A 21,167-nucleotide genomic window follows, 5' to 3' on the forward strand; every position below is an offset into this window, starting at 1 on the left:
GGGGCTCGGAGGTATCGCCGCCGAGGCGCGCCCGCCGGAACGCCTCGGCGCCGCGGTCGGTGGCGGCCGTTACGCCCGGGTCGGTGTCGGCCACCCGCCGAGCGTCTACTGCGGTGTCCACCGACGTCGACCGGTCCCACCTCGCCGATCTTGCAGTTGTGGTGCCGAGACACTCCCTGAATGCCCGGTTTGTCAGGCACCACAACTGCAAGATCAACGCGCAACAAGCCGGCGACCGGTCGGTGCGGGTGCCGGGCCGTGCGGTCCGGCGTCACCATTGCAGGCCGTGCCACCTGTCGCCGATCGGACGGCGCGGCTCACGCCCGCAGCGTGGCGATGAGGGCGGCGGCCTCGGTCCGGGTCATCTCCAGCCCCCGCACGTAGGCGGCCGCGTGCCGCCGCGCGGGCGCGCCGTGCCGGTTGCGGTGCGCGTGGGCCCGGCCGATGTGCTGGGCCGCGAGGCCGACCCGCCGGCCGACGCCGGTGACCGCGCCCCACAGCAGCGCACCCGACTCGCCGTCGCCGGTGAGGGTCAGCGCACGCGCCAGCGACAGCGTGGTGACCAGCCAGGAGCTCACCTCCGGGGCGTTGCGCAGCCGGTCGGTGAGCGCCAGCGCGGCATGGCGGGCCTCCTCGTGCCGGGCACGGTCCAGCGCCACCTCGACACCGAGCCAGCCGGCGACGGTGACGACCCATCCGTACCCGCACGCCCGCGCCGCCCGCCGCGCCTCGGCCAGCAGTTCGGCCGCGCCGCCGAGGTCACCGGCGAGATAGCGCGCGTGGCCCGACACCATGCCGGCCTGCGCGCGCAGGTCCGGCCAGCCGCCCGCTTCCGCGGCCGCGAACGACCGCAGCGCGGCGCTCCCGGCGAGGCCGGCGTCACCGGACGCCGCGACCACGAACGACAGGCCGCAGAAGGCGTCGGCCCGCAGGTGGTCGTGCCCGGCGCGCTCCGCCTCGTCGACCGCGGCCCGTGCCTGCGTGACCGCGCCGGGCACGTCACCCGCGATCGAGCGCAGCGCGGACAGGCCCAGCCGCGCCCGGCCGCGCGCCGCGCTCCCGGCCACCGACCGGTCCTGCCCCGCCGCAGTGAGGCTCGCGCGCAGCCAGGCGGTGCCCTCCGCCGTCGCACCGTGATGGAACCAGTACCAGGCGACACCGCCGGCGATGTCGACGGCCGCGGCGCCGTCACCGTCGGCGAGTGCCATGTTCAGCGCGGCGCGAACGTTGCGGCGCTCCGCGTGCAGGCGGCGCAGCCAGTTCACGGCCGCATCGGTACGCAGTTCGGAGGCGGCGTCCACGGCGAGGCGGCGCAGCCAGTCCCGGTGCCGGCGCACGGTGCGGATCCGCTCGTCGTCGTCGATCAGGCCGGCGGCGTACTGTCGCAGTGGCCGGCCGAGCCGGAATCGGTGCGCGGCCCCGCCCCGCCGGTCCCGCACGACCTGAACCAGCGAGCGGTCGACCAGACGGGCGAGCCGGGCCGGGCCGGCGGGGTCGGGAGCGACCACGGCCATCGCGCCGAGATCCCAGCCGCCGTCGAAGACGGCGAGCCGGCCCAGCAGCAGCGCGTCGTCCGGTGCGAGCGGCCCGTCGAGCGGATCCACGGCCGGGCCGAGCAGGACCGCCGGAGCCTCCCGCAGGTGCACCAGGAGGGCGGGCAGCGGCAGCGCCCGCGACAGCGTGGCGGCCTGCTCCACGGCGCGCGGGAGGCGGCCGACGGCGGCGCACACCGCGGCGACCAGCTCACGCTCAGCCGGGTCCGGCCATGCCCCGGCGGGGTCGGCGCGGTCGGCGCGGCGGCCCGGATCGGCCTCGACGGCCCGCGCGACGAACAGCTCCACGGCCGGGTCCGGCGGCAGTGCGCCCAATTCCAGCAGTACCTCGCCGGGCAGCCCGAGCGGCTCCCGGCCGGCGGCGAGCACCCGCAGCCGCGGATCCTCGTCCGTGAGCCGTCGCACCGCCGCGGCCGTCGCGGGTCCGCCACCGTCGACGACGACCAGCCGCGTGGCGGGGCCCGGCGCCGCCGGCCACAGCACCGGCGGTACGCCGGTCAGCGCGGCCTGGCGGTGGGCGTACTCCAGCACCAGGCGGCTCTTGCCGACCCCTGGCTGGCCAGTCACCGTGACGACCCGCGCCTCCCGCAGCAGGTCGGTGACGGCCGTCAGCTCCGCCGCGCGGCCCACCAGCTCCGTCGCCGGGACCGGCAGCGGCGACCCGGCGGGTTCCGCCGGTTCGCCGGTCTTTCCGGACTCGTCGGGCCGGGCAGGTTCGGCCGCTCCGGCAGCAACCTCCAGCCGGTCGGGCAGCACCGCGTCCTGGCGCAGCATCGCCGCCTCCAGGTCCCGCAGGGCCGGTCCGGGATCCATGCCGAACCGCTCGCGCAGCGTCGACCGGGCCTCCCGCAGCACGTCCAGCGCCTCGACCCGCCGGCCCGACCGGAAGAGCGCGACGGCCAGCAACTGCCAGACCCGCTCCCGGCCGGGATGCTCACGCGCCAGGCCGGACAACTCCACGACGGCCGCCTCGTGCCGGCCCAGCCCCGTCTCGGCCGCCATCCGGTCGATCCGGGCCTGTACCCGCTGTTCCTCCAGCCGTCGCGCCGCCCGCAGCGCGAACGGGGCGTCCGGGAAGTCGGCGTAGGCGCTGCCACGCCACAGCGCCAGGGCGGTGTCCAGCGTCCCGCGCGCCGGCCCGTACCGTCCCCGGCCGACCAGCTCATGCCCCTCGGCCGCCAGGGCGGCGAACCGCTCGGCGTCGAAACAGCCCGGCGCCGGCCGTACCGCGTATCCCGCTCCCACCCGCACCAGGACCCGCGCCGGCGAGCGGGGCGGCCGGTCCGGCTCCAGCGCCCGCCGCAACCGGGCCAGATGGCTGTGCACCGTGCCCAGGGCGGTCGCCGGCGGCTCGGCGCCCCACAGCCCTTCCACGATGCGGTGGAACGGCACCTCCTGCCCACCGGCGCTGAGCAGCATGGCGAGCAGCGTCCGGGGCCGGAGGCCGCCGAGGTCGACCTGACGCTCGTCGAGCGTCACCTCCAGGGGGCCCAGCACCCCGAAGCGCGGCTCTACCATGCGCGTACCTCCACCGGTGATCACTACGGACACCGGGGTAGATGGCTGACGGCCGCCGAAGGTTGCGGCGCCGACCTGTCGCATGGGTTACCGCGGACCGGTCGGATCGCCGTCTGCGTGACCAGCGCCGGCACGGTATCGGCCGGGTGCGGGCGGCGCCCTCAGCCGGCCTGCTCGCGGCGTTCCTGGAGGCGCCGCTGCTCGCGGCGCACCTCGGCGAACAGCTCCCGCTCGCGCACCAGCCACTCCGGCGGGTCGGCGGCGAGCGCGGCGATCTGCTCGGTCGTGAGCGCCTCCGTGATGCCGGCGCGGGCGAGCGCGCTGTTGGACACCCGCAGCCGCGCGGCGACGACGTTGCGCGGGTGAGGGCCGTCGCGGCGCAGGTCGACGAGCCACTGCGGCGGGTCGTGCCGCAGCTCGTCGAGCTCGTCCCGGGACACCAGGCGGTCCTGGAACTCCGGCGGGGTGGCCGGCAGATAGACGTCGAGCTTCGACGCCGCCGTGGCGGGCTTCATCACCTGGGACTGCTTCGGCTTGCTCACCCGGTCAGCGTAGCGACCGGGCTCCGGTACGCTGGCAAGGTCCCACGCCGGAGGTGCAGTGTCCGTCACCGACAATCCCCGTCCCGCGACGTTCCGGCTGCTGGTGGTCCCCGGCGTGATCGTGGACCGATGGAGCCGCACGTGGTCGCAGCGCCGGCCGGCGACCGTCCTGGAGCTGGTGCCCGCCGAGGCCGCGGACGCTCCCGGGCGCATGCCCTCGCACGCCGACGCCGGCCTCGTCCGGCTCCCGGTCGATCGCGACGCGCTGCATGCCATCCCGCTCTACACCGAGAAGACGGTGGTCGTGATGCCGCGCGACCACCTGCTCACCGCGGCCGACGAGCTGACCACGGCGGAGCTCGCCGAGATCGGTGCGCCCCTGCTGCGGCCGCTCGACGACGTGCTGCCCCGGACCGAGGAGCCGCCCGCCGCCGAGGACCGCCCCGCGACGACGGCCGCCGCCGTCGAGCTCGTCGCCGCCGGTGCCGGCCTTCTCGTCGTGCCGCAGTCCCTGGCCCGGTTGCACCACCGGCGCGACCTCACGTACCGCGTCGTCACCGACGCCCCGGCGTCGTCGGTCGCGCTCGCCTGGCCGCGCGACGGCCACACCGACCTGGTCGAGGAGATGATCGGCATCGTCCGGGGCCGGACCGCGAACAGCACCCGCGGACGCTCCCAGCCGCAGGCGGCGCCGGAGCGGCCCGCTCGCAAGCCGGCGGGCGGCACACGCCGGGCCGGCCCGCACCCGCGCCGGCGCGGCCGCTGACGCCGCCCGAAGCCGGGCCTCACGACGGGCCCGCACCCCTGGCGGCTCACCGCGCGGTGGTGGCGAGATCCTCCAGGACGGACGGCCGACCGGTCACCGCGGCCGTGGTGGGGCTGCCCGGCGCGATCCGCAGGTGCACCGTGGCGCCGACGTCGATGCCGGACGCGAGGAACTCGTTGCGGGTGACCGTCACGACGACGGTCTGGCCGGCGACCGTGGCGACCTCGACGCGGATCTCGAAGCCGATCCGCGTGATCCGGGCGACCCGCCCCGTGACGTCGTCCCGACCGGCGGCGCCGGTGCTGATCCGCAGGTCGTGCGGGCGCACCGACTGATCGCCCAACTGGGTCACCGGGCCGAGGAAGCGCATGACGAAGTCGTTGGCCGGCCGGTCGTACAGGTCGTCCGGCGACCCGATCTGCTCGACGCGCCCCTCGTTGATCACGACGATCTCGTCGGCGACCTCGAGGGCCTCCTCCTGGTCGTGGGTGACGAACACGGTGGTGACGTGCACCTCGTCGTGCAGCCGGCGCAGCCAGTCGCGCAGTTCCTTGCGCACCTTGGCGTCAAGGGCGCCGAACGGCTCGTCGAGCAGCAGCACGGTCGGCCGCACCGCCAGCGCGCGGGCCAGGGCCATGCGCTGGCGCTGCCCGCCGGACAACTGCGCGGGCAGCCGGTCGCCGAACTGCTCCAGGTGCACGAGCTTGAGCAGCTCGTCGACGCGGGCGGCGACCTCGTGCTTCGGCCGTTTGCGGATCTCCAGGCCGAAGGCCACGTTGCGGCGCACCGACATGTGCTTGAACGCCGCGTAGTGCTGGAAGACGAAACCGACGTTGCGCCGCTGCGGCGGCAGGTCGGTCGCGTCGATGCCCTCGATCTCGACCCGGCCGCTGTCCGAGCGCTCCAGCCCGGCGATGATCCGCAGCAGTGTCGACTTGCCGCCGCCGGACGGGCCGAGCAGGGCGGTGAGCCGGCCCGACGGGATGCTGACCGACACGTCGTCGAGCGCGACGAACTCCCCGAAGCGCTTGCTCACGCCCGCGATCTCGATGCTCACCGGTCTGCTTCTTTCGGGCGGAGGACGGACACGACGACGATGGCGGCGACGGCGACCAGGGCGAGGAGGAAGGCGGTGGCGTACGCGCCACCCTTGTCGAAGTTCAGGTATTTCTCCTCGACCACGAGCGTGGCCGTGCGGGTGAGCCCGAGCACGTTGCCGGACACGACCTTGACCGCGCCGAACTCGCCGAGCGACCGGGCGAGGCTCAGCACGACGCCGTAGGTGATGCCCCACTTGATCGCCGGCAGGGTGATCCGGCGGAAGGTCTGCGGGGCGTCGGCGCCCAGGCTGCGGGCGGCCTGCTCCTGCTCGTCGCCGATCTCCTCCAGCACCGGGACGACCTCGCGGATCACCAGCGGCAGGGCCACGAACACGGTGGCCATCACCATGCCGGGCTCGGCGAAGATAATCTGGAGGCCGGCGCTCTCGAGGGTCGGCCCCAACCAGCCGGAGCGGCCGCCGTAGACGAGCACGAGCGAGAGACCCACGACGATGGGCGACACCGACAGCGGCAGGTCGAGCAGGGCGTTCAGCAGGCGTTTGCCGGGGAAGCGGTACCGCACCAGCAGGATCGAGACGCCGACGCCGAACACCGTGTTGACGACCACGGCGATGACCGCGATCTCGACCGACAGGTGCAGCGCGTGGACGATGTCGGGGTCGGTCAGGATGCTGCGGAGGTCCTCGAAACCGTTCCCGAACGCGTTCTGCCCGACCAGGTACACCGGCCACGCCACCAGGAAGAACAGGTAGGCGACGACGACCAGCCGGAGCACGTGGGCGAGCGGCCCGCGGTGGCGGGACCAGGCCTTGGTGGTGGTCGGGGAACGGTCAGCCACGGCGCACCGTCCTTCGCTGGATCAGGTCGAGCACGACGATGACGGCGAACGAGATGACGAGCAGGACCGTCGCCACCGCCGCCGCGTTCTCCAGGTTGTCGTTCTCGATGCTGCTGAGGATGCGCACCGAGGTCACCTCGGTCCGCATCGGGAGGTTGCCGGAGAGCAGGACCAGCGAGCCGTACTCGCTGACGCCGCGCGCGAACGACAACGCGGCCCCGGCGGTGACGGCCGGGGTCAGGCTCGGCAGGATGATCCGCCAGAAGATCGTGAACCGGCTCGCGCCGAGCGAGGCGGCCGCCTCCTCGACCTCGCGGTCGAGCTCGGCGAGGACGGGCTGCACGGTCCGCACGACGAACGGCAGGGTCACGAACAGGAACGCGAGAAACACCGCGATCCGGGTGTTGGCGATGTCGACGCCCAACGGGCCGGCCGGGCCGTAGAGCGACAGCAGCACCAGGCCGGCGACGATGGTCGGCAGCGCGAACGGGATGTCGATGAGCACCTCGAGCGCCCGCTTGCCGAAGAACCGGTCACGGACCAGCACCCAGGCGATGAGCGTGCCCATCACGACGTCGACCGCGGTGACCAGCACGGCGGTGCCCACGGTGAGCCGGATCGACGCCGCGGTCTGCGCGTTGGTGATCGCGTCCCAGAACGCGCCGAAGCCGTCCGCGGACGCGGTGGCGACCACGGCGGCGAGCGGGATGAGCACGAGCAGGCTGAACCACGACATCGCGACCCCGAGTCCCAGACCGGAGACTCGGGTGAGCGGCTGCCCGGTCCGGGCCGACCGGCGGTTGCCCGCCGATCGGCCCGGGGTGACCGTCGCGGACGTCACTTGGCTTTGCCCGACGCTGCGATGATCTTGACGACGACGCCGTCCTTCTCGTCGAAGAACTTCTTGGACAGCGCCGACCAGCTCTCGAAGTCCTTGTCGACGGTGAGCAGCGTCTTCGGGGCCGGGAAGGGACTGCTCTCGTCGATGGCGCCCTTGACGCCGGTGGTGTCGACGCCCTCGATGACCGGGCGGAAGCCCTTGAGGGCGAACTGGCGCTGGCCGTCCTTGCCCAGGACGAAGTCCAGCCATTCCTTCGCCTTCGGGTCGGCGTTCTTGAGCACCGCGCCGGGGTTCTCGATGAGGATCGTGGTGTCCGGGAGCACCCAGTCGAGCGCCTCGCCGCTCTGCCGGGCCAGGATGGCCTCGTTCTCGTAGGCCAGCAGCACGTCGCCGGTGCCGCCGAGGAAGGCGGTGGTGGCGTCACGGCCGCTGCCGGGCAGGGCGACGACGTTCGCGAAGAGCCTGGTGAGGTACTCGGTGGCCTGCGCGTCGGTCCCGCCGTTGGCGGCGACGTGGCCCCACGCCGCGAGCGCGTTCCAGCGCGCGGCACCCGAGGAGGCCGGGTTCGGCGTCACGATGCCGATGCCCGGCTTGATCAGGTCGTCCCAGCCCTTGATGTTCTTGGGGTTGCCCTTACGGACCGCCAGGACCACGACCGACGACGACACGATGCCCTTGTTCGGCCCGTCGTCCCAGCGCTGGTCGACCAGGCCCGCGTCGACCAGCCGGGTCACGTCGCTGCTCACCGAGAAGTGCACGTAGTCGGCCTTGAGACCGGCCACCACCGCACGGCTCTGGTCTCCCGAAGCGCCGTAGGAGGTCTGGAACTTCACGCCTTTGCCCGCCGGGGTCTTGGTCCACTCCGCGGCGATGGCCTTGTTCGCCGCCTCGGGCACCGCGTAGCCGACGATGTTGAGCGTCACCGCGTCACCGCTCGAGGCGGCACTGCCCCCCGCGCACGCCGACAGCAACAAGCCGGCGACGATCGCGAGAGCGGCGGTCGCTCCGATCCGGTACTTCATGGGGAACCTGTCCTCCTGGGGTCGGGGTTGCGCGATACCGGGGATGACTGACGGTGGCCGCCGGGCGGTCGAGACCGACGATGAGGGCGATCAGGTCGACCGCGCCCAGGAGCCGCCGCGAGCCGCGGCCCAAGTACACTAAATCTATCAACTAGATCTAGTTGATAGGAATACTGCGGTATTCGGCGCCGGCCGTCAAGCTGGGATCGCGAAGTCCTGTCCGGGGCCGCGCCCGGATCGGCGAACCGACCGGGCCGCGGACCCGCCGGCAGCTTCGTCCCGGTGAACGCCGGTCGTGCCCCGGCACGGCGGCGCCGGCGTCGACGACCTGCGGTAGCATTGGCCGCGCGAGGCGTAGACGGGGACGAGTAGCGCCGGACGCAGCCCGAAGCGACCCGGGGACGGTGGAAGCCCGGGGGCGTGCCCGACGCGAAGATCACCCCGGAGCCGCCGGAAGAAAGGCCTCACCGAGGCCGAGTAGAACCGGCCGCAGCGAATGAGTGGGCCGCAGCGCAGGTGCGGCCAAGGAGGGTGGTACCGCGGGGTTGTGGCCTCGTCCCTCCGTTGGTGAGTGAGCCCCGACGGAGGAACGACGGATGTACCGACCCGTACCGGCGCAGGTGGACCTGCCCGCCCTCGACCACGAGGTGCTGCACTTCTGGCACGCCAACAGCGTCTTCGCGCGCAGCCTCGAGCAGCGCGCGGGCCGGCCCGCCTGGATCTTCTACGAGGGACCGCCGACCGCCAACGGGATGCCCGGCACGCACCACATCGAGGCGCGGGTGTTCAAGGACCTCTTCCCGCGGTACAAGACCATGAAGGGCTTCCACGTCCCGCGCAAGGCCGGCTGGGACTGCCACGGGCTGCCGGTCGAGCTGGCGGTCGAGAAGGAGCTCGGCTTCACCGGCAAGCAGGACATCGAGGCATACGGCATCGCCGCGTTCAACGCCAGGTGCCGCGAGTCGGTCACCCGGCACACCGACGCGTTCGCCGAGCTGACCGAGCGCATGGGCTACTGGGTCGACATGGACGACGCGTACCGGACGATGGACCCCGGCTACGTCGAGTCGGTCTGGTGGTCGCTCCAGCAGATCTTCGACAAGGGCCTGCTCGTCGAGGACTTCCGGGTCGCGCCGTGGTGCCCCCGCGACCAGACCGCGCTGTCGTCGCACGAGCTCGACCAGGGGTACGAGAAGGACGTCGACCCCTCGGTGTACGTCCGCTTCCCGCTGACCTCGGGGCCGCTGGCCGAGCAGGCGTCGCTGCTGGTCTGGACGACGACCCCGTGGACGCTGGTCTCGAACACGGCCGTCGCGGTGCACCCCGAGGTCACCTACGTGGTGGCCACCGACGGCGCCGAGCGGATCGTCGTCGCCGACGCGCTCGTGGAGGAGGCACTCGGCGCGGACTGGAGCCGGACCGGGCAGACCTTCACCGGCAAGGAACTGGAGCGCTGGACGTACCGGCGGCCCTTCGACCTGGTCGACGTGCCGGACGCGCACATCGTCGTCCTCGCCGGCTACGTCACCACCGACAGCGGCACCGGGCTCGTCCACCAGGCGCCCGCGTTCGGCGCGGACGACCTCGCCACCTGCCGCGCGTACGGGCTGCCGATGGTCAACCCGGTGCGCCCGGACGGCACGTTCGCCCCCGAGGTGCCACTGGTCGGCGGGATGTTCTTCAAGGCCGCCGACGCCCCGCTCGTCACCGACCTCCGATCGCGGGATCTGCTGTTCCGGGAGCTGCGCTACGAGCACAACTACCCGCACTGCTGGCGCTGCCACACCCCGCTGATCTACTACGCGCAGCCGTCCTGGTACATCCGCACCACCGCGGTCCGCGACGAGCTGCTGCGCGAGAACGAGCGCACGAACTGGTACCCCGAGACGATCAAGCACGGCCGCTACGGCGACTGGCTGACCAACAACGTCGACTGGGCGCTGTCGCGAGCCCGCTACTGGGGCACGCCGCTGCCCGTCTGGCGCTGTCCCGAGGGGCACCTCACCTGCGTCGGCTCGCTCGCCGAACTCGGCGAGCTGGCCGGTCGTGACCTGACCGGCCTGGACCCGCACCGGCCGTTCATCGACGAGGTCACCTTCGCCTGCCGCTGCGGCGCGACCGCCGCCCGGGTGCCCGACGTGATCGACGCCTGGTACGACTCGGGTGCGATGCCGTTCGCCCAGTTCGGCTACCCGCACCAGAACACGGAGCTGTTCGAGCGCAGCTACCCGGCTCGGTTCATCTGCGAGGCCATCGACCAGACCCGCGGCTGGTTCTACACCCTGATGGCGGTCGGCACCCTGGTCTTCGACCGGTCCTCGTACGAGAACGTCCTCTGCCTCGGGCACATCCTGGCCGAGGACGGCCGCAAGATGTCCAAGCACCTCGGCAACATCCTCGAACCGATCCCGCTGCTGGAACAGCACGGCGCCGACGCCGTGCGCTGGTACATGGCCGCGGCCGGCTCACCCTGGACCGCGCGCCGGGTCGGCCACAACACCCTCCAGGACGTCGTCCGCAAAACGCTGATGACGTACTGGAACACGGTCGCGTTCCAGGCGCTCTACGGCCGTACGGCAAGCTGGGCACCGTCGTCGTCGGACCCGGCGCCGGCGGACCGGCCGATCCTCGACCGGTGGGTGCTCTCCGAGCTGAACGTCCTGGTGCGCGAGGTGGACGAGGCGATGGCCGCGTTCGACACCCAGGAGACCGGCCGGCTGCTCGCCGCGTACGTCGACGACCTGTCCAACTGGTACGTGCGCCGCAGCCGCCGCCGCTTCTGGCGCGGCGACCCGGCGGCGCTGGCGACCCTGCACGAGGCGCTGCGCACGGTGACCCTGCTGCTCGCCCCGATCACCCCGTTCGTCACCGAGAAGGTGTGGCAGGACCTGGTCGTGCCGGTCGAGCCGACGGCCGCGCCGTCGGTGCACCTGGCGGCGTACCCGGAGCCCGACGAGGCCCTGATCGACGCCGGGCTGGACGAGCGGATGACGCTGGTCCGGCGGCTGGTCGAGCTGGGCCGCACCGCCCGCGCCGAGTCGGGCGTGAAGACCCGTCAGCCCCTGGCCCGCTCGCTCGCCTCGGCCCACGGCTTCGACTCCCTCGGCCCGGAGCTGATCGCCGAGATCGCCGCCGAGCTCAACGTCGCCGCCGTGCTGCCGGTCTCCGCGTCCGGCGACTCGCTGGTCGACACGACCGCCAAGGCGAACTTCCGCCCGCTCGGCAAGCGCTTCGGCAAGGCCGTGCAGGACGTCGCCAAGGCGATCGCCGCCGCCGACGCGGCCGAGCTCAAGCGGGACCTCGCCACCGGCACCGCCACGGTGACGGTGAACGGCGAGCCGGTGGAGCTCGACGCGGACGAGGTGTTCATCACCGAGACGCCGCGTGAGGGCTGGGCGGTCGCCGCGGAGGCGGGCGCGACCCTGGCGCTGGACCTGCACCTGACGCCCGAGCTACGCCGGGCCGGCCTGGCCCGCGACGCGATCCGGCTGATCCAGGAGGCCCGCAAGTCCAGCGGCCTCGAGATCACCGACCGCATCGAGCTGCGTTACGCCGCCACCGCCGAGGAGACGGCCGCGGCCCTGGAGGAGCACCGGAACCTGGTCGCCGAGGAGGTGCTCGCCACCGGCTTCGGCCCGGGCGAGCCCGGGTGGGACGCGAAGCCGCACGAGGACGAGGGCCTCGGCCTGACGTTCTGGCTCCGCCCCGCCTGACGCCGCCGCCGGACGCCGCGCCGGTCACCGCGATGCCGACGCGGCCGGCGCGGCGGCGGTCAGGGCCCCTCGACGCTCACGACCAGCCGGCCTCGACAAGGCACCGCAGTGCCGCGTGCGTCTGCGCGTCCGCGGCGACGAGCAGCCCGCCCACGCCGGTGTGCAGGGGCTGGCCGCGCAGGCCGGTCACGACGCAGCCGGCGGCGCGGCACACCGCGAGACCCGCCGCGAAGTGGACGCTGTCGCGCAGGTCGCCGTCGGTGAGATACGCGGCCCGCCGGCCGGCCGCCACCCACGCCACCGCGAGCGTCGTCGACAGTACCCTCGGCCGGAACCAGGCGCCGAAGCCCGGATCGCCAAGCAAGCGGGTGGCCCGGAACGCGGGCGCGTTCGGGAACGGCGGGTCCAGGTTGACGTCGACCAGCCGGGAGTCGGCCGTCGGCACAAGCCGCTCGTCGACGCCGTCGCGGCGGACGTACGCACCGTCGCCGGCCGTCCAGAACACCTCTCCGGCGAACGGATCCGCCGACGCCGCAGCCGTCACCGCACCGCCGTCGCGCAGTGCCACGTTCACCGCGACCAGCATGCTGCGGGCGGCGTAGTTCAGCGTTCCGCACAGCGGGTCGACCAGCCAGGTGCGGTCCGCGTCGCCGGTGCGGCCGGTCTCCTCGCCGAGCACGGCGTCGTCGGGCCGCACGGTCCGCAACACGCCCAGGATCGCCCGCTCGGCCTCGACGTCGGCCGCGGTCGCGAAGTCGCCGCCGCCCTTGCCGAACCGCTCCAGCTCGGTGCCGTACTTCGCCCGAACCACGGCGGCGCCCGCCTCCGCCGCGGCCACCGCCAGATCCCCGTCCGTCATCCCCATGCCGTCGACCCTAGCGATCACGAGCACCGCGGCAGTCGGGCGGTTCGGCCACCGTTTCATGATCGCGGATCCGGTGGTCAGCGATCGGGCGGGGCGATCAGCGGATGCCGGAGGTCGTCGTGCAGGGCGAGATCGGCCATGTCGCGCCGGTAGTCCTCGGCCGACAGGTAACCGGCGAGCAGCCAGGTGGTGAGCACGGCCTCGACGCGTTCACCGTCGGGGTCCGCGTCGCTGACGGCCGCGAGCACGGCCCACCGGGCGTCCGGCGGCGTCTCCTCCGACACCGACTCGACCAGGTCCCGGCGCCGGCACCTGCCGCACCACGCACCGATCGACGACACGGCCGCCACCGCCGCCAGCACGATCAACAAGACGATGAACGCCATGTCCCATCACCTCGCCGGCATCGGGGCCCATCCTCAACTCTGGCCCGTCCGCGGCGCGGGGGCAAGGGCTGCCGGCGCGGTCTACCACCTCGGTCGCCGGCGGACTGCGGGTTCGCCGCGACTACCCGTCCTGCGCTCCCTCAATTCCGAGTCGCGGGAACTCCACGGGCCCGGCGGACGACCAACCGAGCGATGTTGACGACACTGTGTTCCGTGGCGGGCACCCGATGACCGCGCGACGGCTGGCCACCGGCGCATGTGCCGGCGCGGCGTTGCTGCTCACGCTCGTGGTCGCGGTGCGGTGGGGCGGCGGGATCACCGGGCGGATCGCCGGGCTGCCGGATCCCGGGGCCTGGACGACGTGGGGCCTGCCCGTGACCCGGGCGGCGGTGAACGTCGGCGCCGTGCTGACCGTCGGCTGGTGCGTGACGGCGGCGTTCCTCCTGCCCGGCACGGACCCCGGCACCGGCGGCGGGGGACGGCACGGTCAGGGGCAGTTGCTGGGACCCGCCGGGTACCGGCTGCTGCGGCGCGCGTCGTGGTGGGCCGCCGGCTGGGCCGTGGCGAGCCTGGCGATGCTGCCGCTGACACTGTCGGAACTGATCGGCCAGCCGGTGTCGACGGTCACGTTCGGCGCGGTACGCAGCCTCGCGTGGTCGGTGGCACAGGGCCAGTCGGCCCTCGTCCAGGCCGTGCTGGCCGCCGTGGTGGCGGTCGCCTGCCGGATCGTGCTGACCCGCGGCGGTGCGGGTGTGGTCGCCGTCCTGGCGTGTGTCGCCGCGCTGCCGCCGGCGTTGACCGGGCACGCGGCGGGTGCCGGCAACCATCAGTTGGCGGTGACCAGCCTCGCGGCGCACATCCTCGGGGCGGCGCTGTGGGTCGGTGGGCTGGCGGCGCTGCTGACGCTGCGCTCGGACCGGGTCCTGGGCGTCGCCGCGCACGCCTACAGCCGGCTCGCGCTGGCCTGCTGGGCGGTCGTCGCGGTGAGCGGCGTGGCGAACGCCGCCGTGCGGCTCGGCGGGGTCGATGAGCTGTGGCAGTCGCGGTACGGGCTGCTGGTGCTCGGCAAGGCTCTGGCCCTCACGGCCGTCGGGGTCGCCGGCGCCGTCCACCGCTTCCGCACCCTGCCGGTGCTGCGCGCGGGCGCGCCGGGGGCGTTCCGCCGCCTGGCGGTCGGCGAGGTGCTGGCCTTCGCCGCGACGCTCGGCCTGGCCGTGGCGCTGGCGCGCACGCCGACGCCGGTGCCGACCGAGCCGGCCGTGACCGACCCGGTCACCGACCTGCTCGGTTTCCCGGCGCCGGCCCCGCTGAGCGCGGTGCGGGTGTTCTGGCCGCCGCTGGTCGACGCGTACTTCCTGGCCGCCGTCGTGATCGGCACGGCCGCGTACCTGGCCGGGGTCCGGCGGCTGCGGCGCGCCGGTCACCCGTGGCCGGTGAGCCGGACCGCGAGCTGGCTGGCCGGGATGCTGCTGCTGGCCCTGTTCACGGCCGGCGGCCTGGCCCGGTACGCCTACGTGCTGTTCTCCGCCCACATGGCCCAGCACATGGTGCTCGGCATGGTCGTGCCGATCCTGCTGGTCGGCGGCGCCCCGATCACCCTCGCGCTGCGCACGCTCCGCAGGCCGGCCGACCCGGGGGTGCGGGGCGCCCGGGACTGGCTGCTGCTCGTCCTGCACAGCCGGTTCGTGCGGCTGGTGTCGCACCCGCTGGTCGCGCTCGGGGTCTACGTGGTGAGCCTGTACATCCTGTACTTCAGCGACCTGCTGAGCCTCCTCATGCGGTACCACCTCGGCCACCTCTGGATGCTGACGCACTTCGTGCTGGCGGGGTTCCTGTTCTACTGGGTGCTCATCGGCGTCGATCCCGGCAGGCGGGTCATGGCGCCGCCGCTGCTGGTCCTGCTGCACTTCGCCGGGATGGTGTTCCACGCGTTCCTCGGCGTCGCGCTCATGCAGTCGCGCACCGTGATCGCCGCCGACTGGTACGGCAGGGTCCATCCCGCCTGGGCCGACAACCTCCTCGCCGACCAGCATGTCGGTGCCGGGCTGGCGTGGGGCTTCGGCGAGATTCCCGCGGCGGTCATCCTGATCGTGCTCGTGGTGCGCTGGATCCGCGCCGACGAGCGCGAGCAGCGGCGCATCGACCGGGCCGCGGCCCGCGCCGAGGCGACGGGCGAGGAGGACGACCTGGCGCGGTACAACGCGTTCCTGCGCCGCGTCGCGGAGTCCGAGCGCCGCTGACCACCGTCCCCGGGTGGTCGGCGCGGACCCCCGGGGCATCGATGCCCGGAACTGTCGCCGGAGCGGATCCGGTCGCGCGCAGGTCCTTCACCCTCGTTACCGGCTAGCCGGTATGCCAGATGTGGGACACCCCGCGCCGGCAAGGGCCGGTGGCGGCGATGCCCGCACCCCGCCGATCCGGCGAGACTGGTCAGCGTTCCCCGTCCCCCGGAGAAGGGTCCACCTCCCCCGTGAAAGCCCAACCCGCCGCCACGGAAACCGTCGACTCGAACTCACCGTGGGCTCCCCTGCGCAGCGGTACCTTCCGCGCGCTGTGGCTGGCCATGTCGGCGGCGAACGTCGGCACCGCGATGCAGGTGGTCGGCGCGCAATCGCTCATCGTCGCCGGGCCGGGCCGGTCCGCGAACGCCGACGTCCTCGTCACCCTGGTCCAGGCCGCCGCCATGCTGCCCGTCCTCCTGCTCGGCCTGCCGGCCGGTGTCCTGGCCGACCTCGTCGACCGGCGCCGGCTGCTCATCCGGGTGCAGCTCGGCATCGCCGTCGTCTGCCTGCTCCTGGCCGGGCTGGCCCTCGCCGGTGAGCTGCGGTCGACGGCGCTGCTCGTCCTGCAGTGCGCGCTGGGCGCCGGCGCGGCGCTGACGATGCCCGCGTACGGGTCGCTGACCCCCGACCTGGTGCCGCGCCGCCAGCTACCGCAGGCGTCGGCGCTCGCCGCGATCAGCGCCAACGTCGCGCGGGCCGCCGGTCCGGCCGCCGCCGGGCTGCTCATCGCGCGGATCGGAGCGTCGGCTGTGTTCGCGCTCCACGCGGTGACGGTGATCGCATTCGTCGCGGTGCTCTTCGCGTGGCGTCCGGAGCAGACCGCTGTCGCACGCCGCGGGGAGTGCTTCGGTTCGGCGATGCGGGCCGGTTGGCAATACGTGCGGCACGCGCCCGTCGTCCGCCGCCTCCTCGGCCACGCGCTGCTGTTCCTCGTACCCGGCTCGGCACTGCTGGCGCTGCTGCCCCTGCTGGCCGGCAGCCGCCTCGGACTCGGCGTCGACGGGTACGGCCTCCTGCTCGGCGCGGTCGGCGCCGGCGCCGTCGCGGGCGCGCTCATCCAGCCGCGCCTGCGCGCCGTGCGACCCAAGGACCGGATCGCCGTCGCCACCGCCACGTATCTGGTGGCCCTCGTGGTCGTCGCCGTGAGCCGGGATCCGATCACGGTCGCCGCCGTGCTCGTCGCGGCCGGCGCGGCCTGGGTGATCGCCCTCACCTACACCAACGCCGCGATGGACAGCGTCCTGCCGAGCTGGGTGCGGGCCCGGGGCCTGGCGGTGTACCAGGTCGTGCTGTTCGGCGGCCAGGGACTGGGCACGGTCGGCTGGGGCCTCTGCGCCCACACCGTCGGCCTGCGCTGGGCGTTGCTGCTCGCCGCGGCCGGTCTGGGCGCCGGCGTCGCGGCCGGCCGGTGCTGGCCGGTGCCGGACATCAGCCGGCTGGACCGCCGTCCGGCGCCGCTGCGGCCGGGGCCGCGCGTGGTCCGCGAAGCCGGGCCGATCCTCGTCGGCACCAACACCGCCCCGTGGGGCGAACTCGTGCGGCACCGCCGCAACGGACGGACGGCCCGGGCGTCGCACCGCACGGACGGCCTGCTGCGCTCACCCGGCGGCCGCCCCAGGTCGACCGGCACGTCGCCGCTGCCGAACTGGTGCCCGGCGTGAACCGCGTCGTAGTAGATGCCGCGCGGCAGCTCGGGCAACTGCGCTCCGAAGTTGACGGCCGCGTCGACGGTGAGCCGGTCGCGTAGCGAACGCATCCACGCCCGCGTCCGGCTCAGCGCCAGCGGTACGGCAGGAACACGTCGACGGTGCCGCGCCCCGAACCGTCCTCCGGCCCGTCCGTCCAGTACTCCCACGGCGGGCCCGACGCCCGGAAACCCCGCGACCACAGCCAGTCGTCCAGTGCCTGCCACGCGTCCACGGTCTCGGCCGGCCGCTCGACGTGGATCGCGATGACGGCCGGCCCGCCGGGCAGCCCGGACGCCACGACGTCGCCGTTGTCCTCGATCGGCTCCGACACCAGGTATCCGGCGTCGACGCCGATCCCGTCCTCGTCGGGCGCGTATCGCACGAACGGCGGCCCGACCGGCTCGACGTGCTGGCGTGCGAGCTCGTGCCGGACACGGCGCAACGCGCCCGGCAGCCAACCCGCGATCTGACCGGCGGGCAGGCACGCCCGCACCACCGCCGACGGCCGGGAGTCCAGGTCCGCCGCACGCAACTGGTACACCTCAGTCACCTCCGGTCAAGGGTAGACCTGGAAGGGGGTGGGTCCGATGAGCGAGCTTGTCGTCCGTGACGTCATGACCCCGGCGGTCCTCGTGGCGACGCCCGACTGCCGGTACGAGCAGATCGTCGACGTCCTCACGGGCTGCGGGGTGAGCGGCATGCCGGTGGTCGACGGGACCGACCACGTGCTCGGCGTCGTCTCCGAGGCGGACGTCATGCGGCCGCACGGCGGCGCGACCGCCCGCGAACTGATGACCAGCCCGGCGGTGACCGTCGACGCCGCCGCCCCGGTCGCCCGCGCCGCCGAGCTCATGGAACGCCACCGGATCAGGCGGCTGCCGGTGACCGGCGCGACCGGCCGGCTCGTCGGCATCGTCACGCGCCGGGACCTGCTGTGCCGCGCCGCGCGCACCGATGCGACGCTCCGCCGCGCCCTCGTCCCCGAGGTCGTCGTCCAGCACTATCGGTCCGCGGACATCGATCAGTAGGCCGCCAGGCCGTGCGCGGCGAACCGGGCGCGGACCTGGTCGAGCAGGTCGCGGTCGGGTGGTGCGGTGTCGCGGAGCCGGAACGGGATGCCGAGCCGGTCGTACTTGGCCACGCCCAGCCGGTGAAACGGCAGCACGTCGACCCGTTCGACGTTGCCGAGCCCGGCGGCGAAGCCGGCCACGCCGTCGACCTCGGCGGGGTCGTCGGTGAGGCCGGGCACCAGCACGTACCGGATCCAGACCGGCGTTCCCCGGGCGGCGAGGCGGCGCGCGAAGCGGAGCGTCGGGTCGACCGAGCCGCCGGTGAGCCTGCGGTAGCGGTCCGGATCCCAGGCCTTGATGTCGAGCAGCACCAGGTCGGTCGCCGCGAGGAGGGCGTCGGTGGCCCGTGCGCCGAGCGCGCCGGACGTGTCGAGGGCGGTGTGCAGCCCGAGCTCCCGGGCGCCGGTGAACAGGGCCGTGGTGAACGCCGCCTGGAGGAGCGGTTCACCACCGCTGACGGTCAGGCCGCCGCCGGCGGTGCGGACGAAGGCGACGAAGTCGGCGGCCCTGTCGATAATCACCCCGGCGGTGGTCCGGGTGCCGTCGCGCATGCGCCAGGTGTCCGGGTTCTGGCAGTACAGGCAGCGCAGCGGGCACCCGGCGAGGAACGCGACGAAACGGGTGCCCGGCCCGTCGACGCCGGTGGAGACGTCCCACGAGTGCAGCCGCCCCGGGACCGCGCGCCACCACGCCGGGGCGTCGTTGGTGGCGCGCGGCCGGGCGGTCCCGCCGCCGGGGACGACCAGCGGTTCCGAAACGCTCATGTCGAGCCGTGGAAGGTGCGGCCGATCACGTCGCGCTGCTGCTCCGGGGTCAGCCGGACGAAGTTCACCGCGTAGCCCGAGACGCGGATGGTCAACTGCGGGTACCGCTCCGGGTGGGCCATCGCGTCGAGCAGCGTCTCGCGGTCGAGCACGTTGACGTTGAGGTGGAAGCCGCCGGTGGCGGTGTAGGCGTCGAGGATGCCGACCAGGTTGGTGACCCGTTCGGCGTCACCGCGGCCGAGCCCGGCAGGGGTGACGGTACTGGTCAGCGAGATCCCGTCCCGCGCCGACGCGAACGGCAGCTTCGCGACCGACAGCGCGGACGCCACCATGCCGTGCACGTCGCGGCCGTTCATCGGGTTGGCGCCCGGCGCGAACGGCTCACCGGCCCGGCGCCCGTCCGGGGTGTTGCCGGTGTGCCGGCCGTACACCACGTTCGACGTGATCGTCAGCACCGACTGGGTGTGGATGGCGTCGCGGTAGGCCGGATAGCCGCGGACCTTGTCCATGAAGGTCTCGACGATCCACACGGCAATCGCGTCGGCCCGGTCGTCGTTGTTGCCGTAGGTGGGCGGGTCTCCGTCGATGATGTAGTCGATGACCAGCCCGGTCTCGTCGCGGATCGGCTCGACGTGCGCGTACCGGATCGCGGCGAGGCTGTCGGCGGCGACCGAGAGCCCGGCGATGCCGCAGGCGAGGAAGCGGCGCACAGGGTGGTCGTGCAGGGCCATCTCGATGCGCTCGTAGGCGTACTTGTCGTGCATGGTGTGGATGATGTTGAGCGCGTCGACGTACGTGCGGGCGAGCCAGTCCAGCGTCCGGTCGAAGGCGGCGACCACCGCCTCGTAGTCGAGCACGTCGCCGGTGAGCGGCTCGGTGGCGGGCGCGACCTGCGCGCCGGTCATCTCGTCCCGCCCGCCGTTGATCGCGTAGAGCAGTGCCTTCGCCACGTTGACCCGGGCGCCGAAGAACTGCATGTCCTTGCCGACCCGCATGGGTGAGACGCAGCAGGCGATCGCGGTGTCGTCGTCGCCGTACTCGCGCAGCAGGTCGTCGTTCTCGTACTGGATCGCGCTCGTGTCCAGCGACACCTTCGCGCAGAAGCGCTTGAACCCCTCCGGCAGCGACGGCGACCAGAGCACGGTGAGGTTCGGCTCGGGTGCCGGGCCGAGGTTGTAGAGCGTCTGGAGGTAGCGGAACGACGTGCGCGTCACCAGGGTGCGGCCGTCGACGGACATGCCGCCGATCGACTCGGTCACCCAGGTCGGATCGCCGGAGAACAACTGGTCGTACTCCGGGGTGCGCAGGAACCGGATGATGCGCAGCTTGATGACGAGGTCGTCGACGAGTTCCTGCGCCCCGGACTCGGTCAGCGCGCCCTCGGCGAGGTCGCGTTCGAGGTACACGTCGAGGAAGGTCGAGGTGCGGCCGAGCGACATCGCCGCGCCGTTCTGCTCTTTCGCGGCGGCGAGGTAGGCGAAGTACAGCCACTGGATCGCCTCACGGGCGGTGCGCGCCGGGCGTGAGATGTCGTGGCCGTAGCCGGCGGCCATCGTCCTCAGCTCCTCCAGCGCGCGCAACTGCTCGGCGAGCTCCTCCCGGTCCCGGATCACGTCCGGCGTCGCGGCATGGTCGTCCAGCAGTTCCTTCTCCATGCGCTTCGCCACGATGAGGAAGTCGACGCCGTACAGGGCCACGCGCCGGTAGTCGCCGATGATGCGGCCGCGTCCGTACGCATCCGGCAGGCCCGTGATGATGCCGGCCCGGCGGGCAGCGAGGATCTGCGGGGTGTAGGCGTCGAACACCGCGTCGTTGTGGGTCTTACGGTACTTCGTGAAGATCTCCCGGACCGCGGGGTCGAGATCGTAGCCGTAGGCGCGCAGCCCGCTCTCGACCATGCGCAGGCCGCCGAACGGCATGATCGCCCGCCGTAACGGAGCGTCGGTCTGCAGGCCGACGATAAGCTCCCGGTCCCGGTCGATGTAGCCCGGCGCGTGGGCGGTGATCGAGGCCGGCGTGCGCGGGTCGACGTCATGGACGCCACGCTCGCGCTCCTGCGGGAACATCGCGGTGATCCGGTCCCACACCTGCATCGTCCGCTCGGTCGCGCCGGCGAGGAACGCGCCGTCGCCCTCGTACGGCCGGGCGTTCGCGCGGATGAAGTCGGCGACGTCGATCCGATCGCGCCAGCGCCCGCCCTGGAAGCCGCGCCAGGCGGCCAAGTCGGTCGGCGCGGAGGCGCTCGTGGCTGTCATCGG

16 protein-coding genes and 1 pseudogene are annotated in these 21,167 nt (G+C 73.5%); 5 read left to right on the plus strand and 12 right to left on the minus strand.

The window, feature by feature from the left end; genetic code table 11:
• Positions 1 to 317 precede the first annotated feature (317 nt).
• Together Drose_RS21920 and Drose_RS21925 are read right to left on the minus strand one after the other, a co-directional pair.
• Positions 318 to 3,071 (minus strand): AfsR/SARP family transcriptional regulator, encoded by a 2,754-nt coding sequence (locus Drose_RS21920; protein ID WP_260723166.1) that lies wholly within the window; start codon positions 3,069 to 3,071, stop codon positions 318 to 320.
• A gap of 161 nt (positions 3,072 to 3,232) precedes the next feature.
• A complete protein-coding gene (locus tag Drose_RS21925) occupies positions 3,233 to 3,613 on the minus strand; it encodes a DUF5997 family protein (protein ID WP_260723167.1) in 381 nt (126 codons plus the stop codon).
• A gap of 58 nt (positions 3,614 to 3,671) precedes the next feature.
• Here Drose_RS21925 and Drose_RS21930 point away from each other — a divergent pair, with 58 nt between their 5' ends.
• Entirely contained in the window at positions 3,672 to 4,379 is a 708-nt protein-coding gene (locus tag Drose_RS21930) for a LysR substrate-binding domain-containing protein (protein WP_260723168.1), read from the plus strand.
• A 46-nt stretch (positions 4,380 to 4,425) separates the two neighbouring features.
• Here the strand turns inward: Drose_RS21930 and Drose_RS21935 are convergent, their stop codons facing one another.
• From Drose_RS21935 to Drose_RS21950, 4 genes are read right to left on the minus strand one after another with little or no spacing between them, the layout of a single operon-like run.
• Positions 4,426 to 5,436, minus strand: a complete 1,011-nt coding sequence (locus tag Drose_RS21935) for a sulfate/molybdate ABC transporter ATP-binding protein (protein WP_260723169.1) — start codon at positions 5,434 to 5,436, stop codon at positions 4,426 to 4,428.
• Complete coding sequence (locus tag Drose_RS21940) at positions 5,433 to 6,278, minus strand: sulfate ABC transporter permease subunit (RefSeq protein WP_260723170.1); 846 nt, start codon at positions 6,276 to 6,278, stop codon at positions 5,433 to 5,435. The genes Drose_RS21935 and Drose_RS21940 overlap by 4 nt, the downstream gene beginning before the upstream one ends.
• Positions 6,271 to 7,119 (minus strand): sulfate ABC transporter permease subunit CysT, encoded by an 849-nt coding sequence (cysT, locus tag Drose_RS21945; protein WP_260723171.1) that lies wholly within the window; start codon positions 7,117 to 7,119, stop codon positions 6,271 to 6,273. The genes Drose_RS21940 and cysT overlap by 8 nt, the downstream gene beginning before the upstream one ends.
• Entirely contained in the window at positions 7,116 to 8,141 is a 1,026-nt protein-coding gene (locus Drose_RS21950; RefSeq protein WP_260723172.1) for a sulfate ABC transporter substrate-binding protein, read from the minus strand. Before Drose_RS21950 ends, cysT begins: the two co-directional genes overlap by 4 nt.
• Before the next feature lie 596 nt (positions 8,142 to 8,737).
• Between Drose_RS21950 and ileS the strand changes: the two genes are divergently transcribed.
• Entirely contained in the window at positions 8,738 to 11,854 is a 3,117-nt protein-coding gene (gene ileS, locus Drose_RS21955; protein WP_260723173.1) for an isoleucine--tRNA ligase, read from the plus strand.
• Between the two features lie 76 nt (positions 11,855 to 11,930).
• Here the strand turns inward: ileS and Drose_RS21960 are convergent, their stop codons facing one another.
• Positions 11,931 to 12,719, minus strand: a complete 789-nt coding sequence (locus Drose_RS21960) for an inositol monophosphatase family protein (protein WP_260723174.1) — start codon at positions 12,717 to 12,719, stop codon at positions 11,931 to 11,933.
• A 77-nt stretch (positions 12,720 to 12,796) separates the two neighbouring features.
• On the minus strand, positions 12,797 to 13,105 hold the full coding sequence (locus Drose_RS21965; protein ID WP_260723175.1) for a hypothetical protein: 309 nt from the start codon (positions 13,103 to 13,105) through the stop codon (positions 12,797 to 12,799).
• Positions 13,106 to 13,332: 227 nt separating this feature from the next.
• Here Drose_RS21965 and Drose_RS21970 point away from each other — a divergent pair, with 227 nt between their 5' ends.
• On the plus strand, positions 13,333 to 15,345 hold the full coding sequence (locus Drose_RS21970; RefSeq protein WP_260723176.1) for a bifunctional copper resistance protein CopD/cytochrome c oxidase assembly protein: 2,013 nt from the start codon (positions 13,333 to 13,335) through the stop codon (positions 15,343 to 15,345).
• A 230-nt stretch (positions 15,346 to 15,575) separates the two neighbouring features.
• A complete protein-coding gene (locus tag Drose_RS21975) occupies positions 15,576 to 17,048 on the plus strand; it encodes an MFS transporter (RefSeq protein ID WP_260723177.1) in 1,473 nt (490 codons plus the stop codon).
• A 47-nt stretch (positions 17,049 to 17,095) separates the two neighbouring features.
• Here the strand turns inward: Drose_RS21975 and Drose_RS39125 are convergent.
• Positions 17,096 to 17,143: pseudogene (locus Drose_RS39125) on the minus strand (hypothetical protein); the annotation flags it as partial.
• Between the two features lie 17 nt (positions 17,144 to 17,160).
• Positions 17,161 to 17,625 (minus strand): GyrI-like domain-containing protein, encoded by a 465-nt coding sequence (locus Drose_RS21980; RefSeq protein WP_260723178.1) that lies wholly within the window; start codon positions 17,623 to 17,625, stop codon positions 17,161 to 17,163.
• A gap of 37 nt (positions 17,626 to 17,662) precedes the next feature.
• Here Drose_RS21980 and Drose_RS21985 point away from each other — a divergent pair, with 37 nt between their 5' ends.
• On the plus strand, positions 17,663 to 18,103 hold the full coding sequence (locus tag Drose_RS21985; RefSeq protein ID WP_260723179.1) for a CBS domain-containing protein: 441 nt from the start codon (positions 17,663 to 17,665) through the stop codon (positions 18,101 to 18,103).
• Here Drose_RS21985 and pflA read toward each other — a convergent pair.
• The gene (gene pflA, locus Drose_RS21990) at positions 18,097 to 18,909 is read right to left on the minus strand and encodes a pyruvate formate-lyase-activating protein (protein ID WP_260723180.1); all 813 of its coding nucleotides are present in this window, start codon (positions 18,907 to 18,909) and stop codon (positions 18,097 to 18,099) included. The genes Drose_RS21985 and pflA overlap by 7 nt on opposite strands.
• Positions 18,906 to 21,164 carry a formate C-acetyltransferase gene (gene pflB / locus Drose_RS21995; RefSeq protein ID WP_260723181.1) on the minus strand — a complete coding sequence of 753 codons (2,259 nt, stop codon included), beginning with the start codon at positions 21,162 to 21,164 and terminating at the stop codon, positions 18,906 to 18,908. Before pflB ends, pflA begins: the two co-directional genes overlap by 4 nt.
• Between the last annotated feature and the right edge of the window lie 3 nt (positions 21,165 to 21,167).

Source organism: Dactylosporangium roseum, from assembly GCF_025264685.1.
In the GTDB taxonomy this organism is placed as follows: Bacteria; Actinomycetota; Actinomycetes; order Mycobacteriales; family Micromonosporaceae; genus Dactylosporangium; species Dactylosporangium roseum.

Excerpts from the sequence above, each read along its gene's own strand:
- Drose_RS21920 (WP_260723166.1), bottom strand. The coding sequence starts at position 3,071 with ATGGTAGAGCCGCGCTTCGGGGTGCTGGGCCCCCTGGAGGTGACGCTC.
- Drose_RS21950 (WP_260723172.1), bottom strand. The coding sequence starts at position 8,141 with ATGAAGTACCGGATCGGAGCGACCGCCGCTCTCGCGATCGTCGCCGGC.
- ileS (WP_260723173.1), top strand. The coding sequence starts at position 8,738 with ATGTACCGACCCGTACCGGCGCAGGTGGACCTGCCCGCCCTCGACCAC.
- Drose_RS21960 (WP_260723174.1), bottom strand. The coding sequence starts at position 12,719 with ATGGGGATGACGGACGGGGATCTGGCGGTGGCCGCGGCGGAGGCGGGC.
- Drose_RS21965 (WP_260723175.1), bottom strand. The coding sequence starts at position 13,105 with ATGGCGTTCATCGTCTTGTTGATCGTGCTGGCGGCGGTGGCGGCCGTG.
- Drose_RS21970 (WP_260723176.1), top strand. The coding sequence starts at position 13,333 with ATGACCGCGCGACGGCTGGCCACCGGCGCATGTGCCGGCGCGGCGTTG.
- Drose_RS21985 (WP_260723179.1), top strand. The coding sequence starts at position 17,663 with ATGAGCGAGCTTGTCGTCCGTGACGTCATGACCCCGGCGGTCCTCGTG.
- pflA (WP_260723180.1), bottom strand. The coding sequence starts at position 18,909 with ATGAGCGTTTCGGAACCGCTGGTCGTCCCCGGCGGCGGGACCGCCCGG.
- pflB (WP_260723181.1), bottom strand. The coding sequence starts at position 21,164 with ATGACAGCCACGAGCGCCTCCGCGCCGACCGACTTGGCCGCCTGGCGC.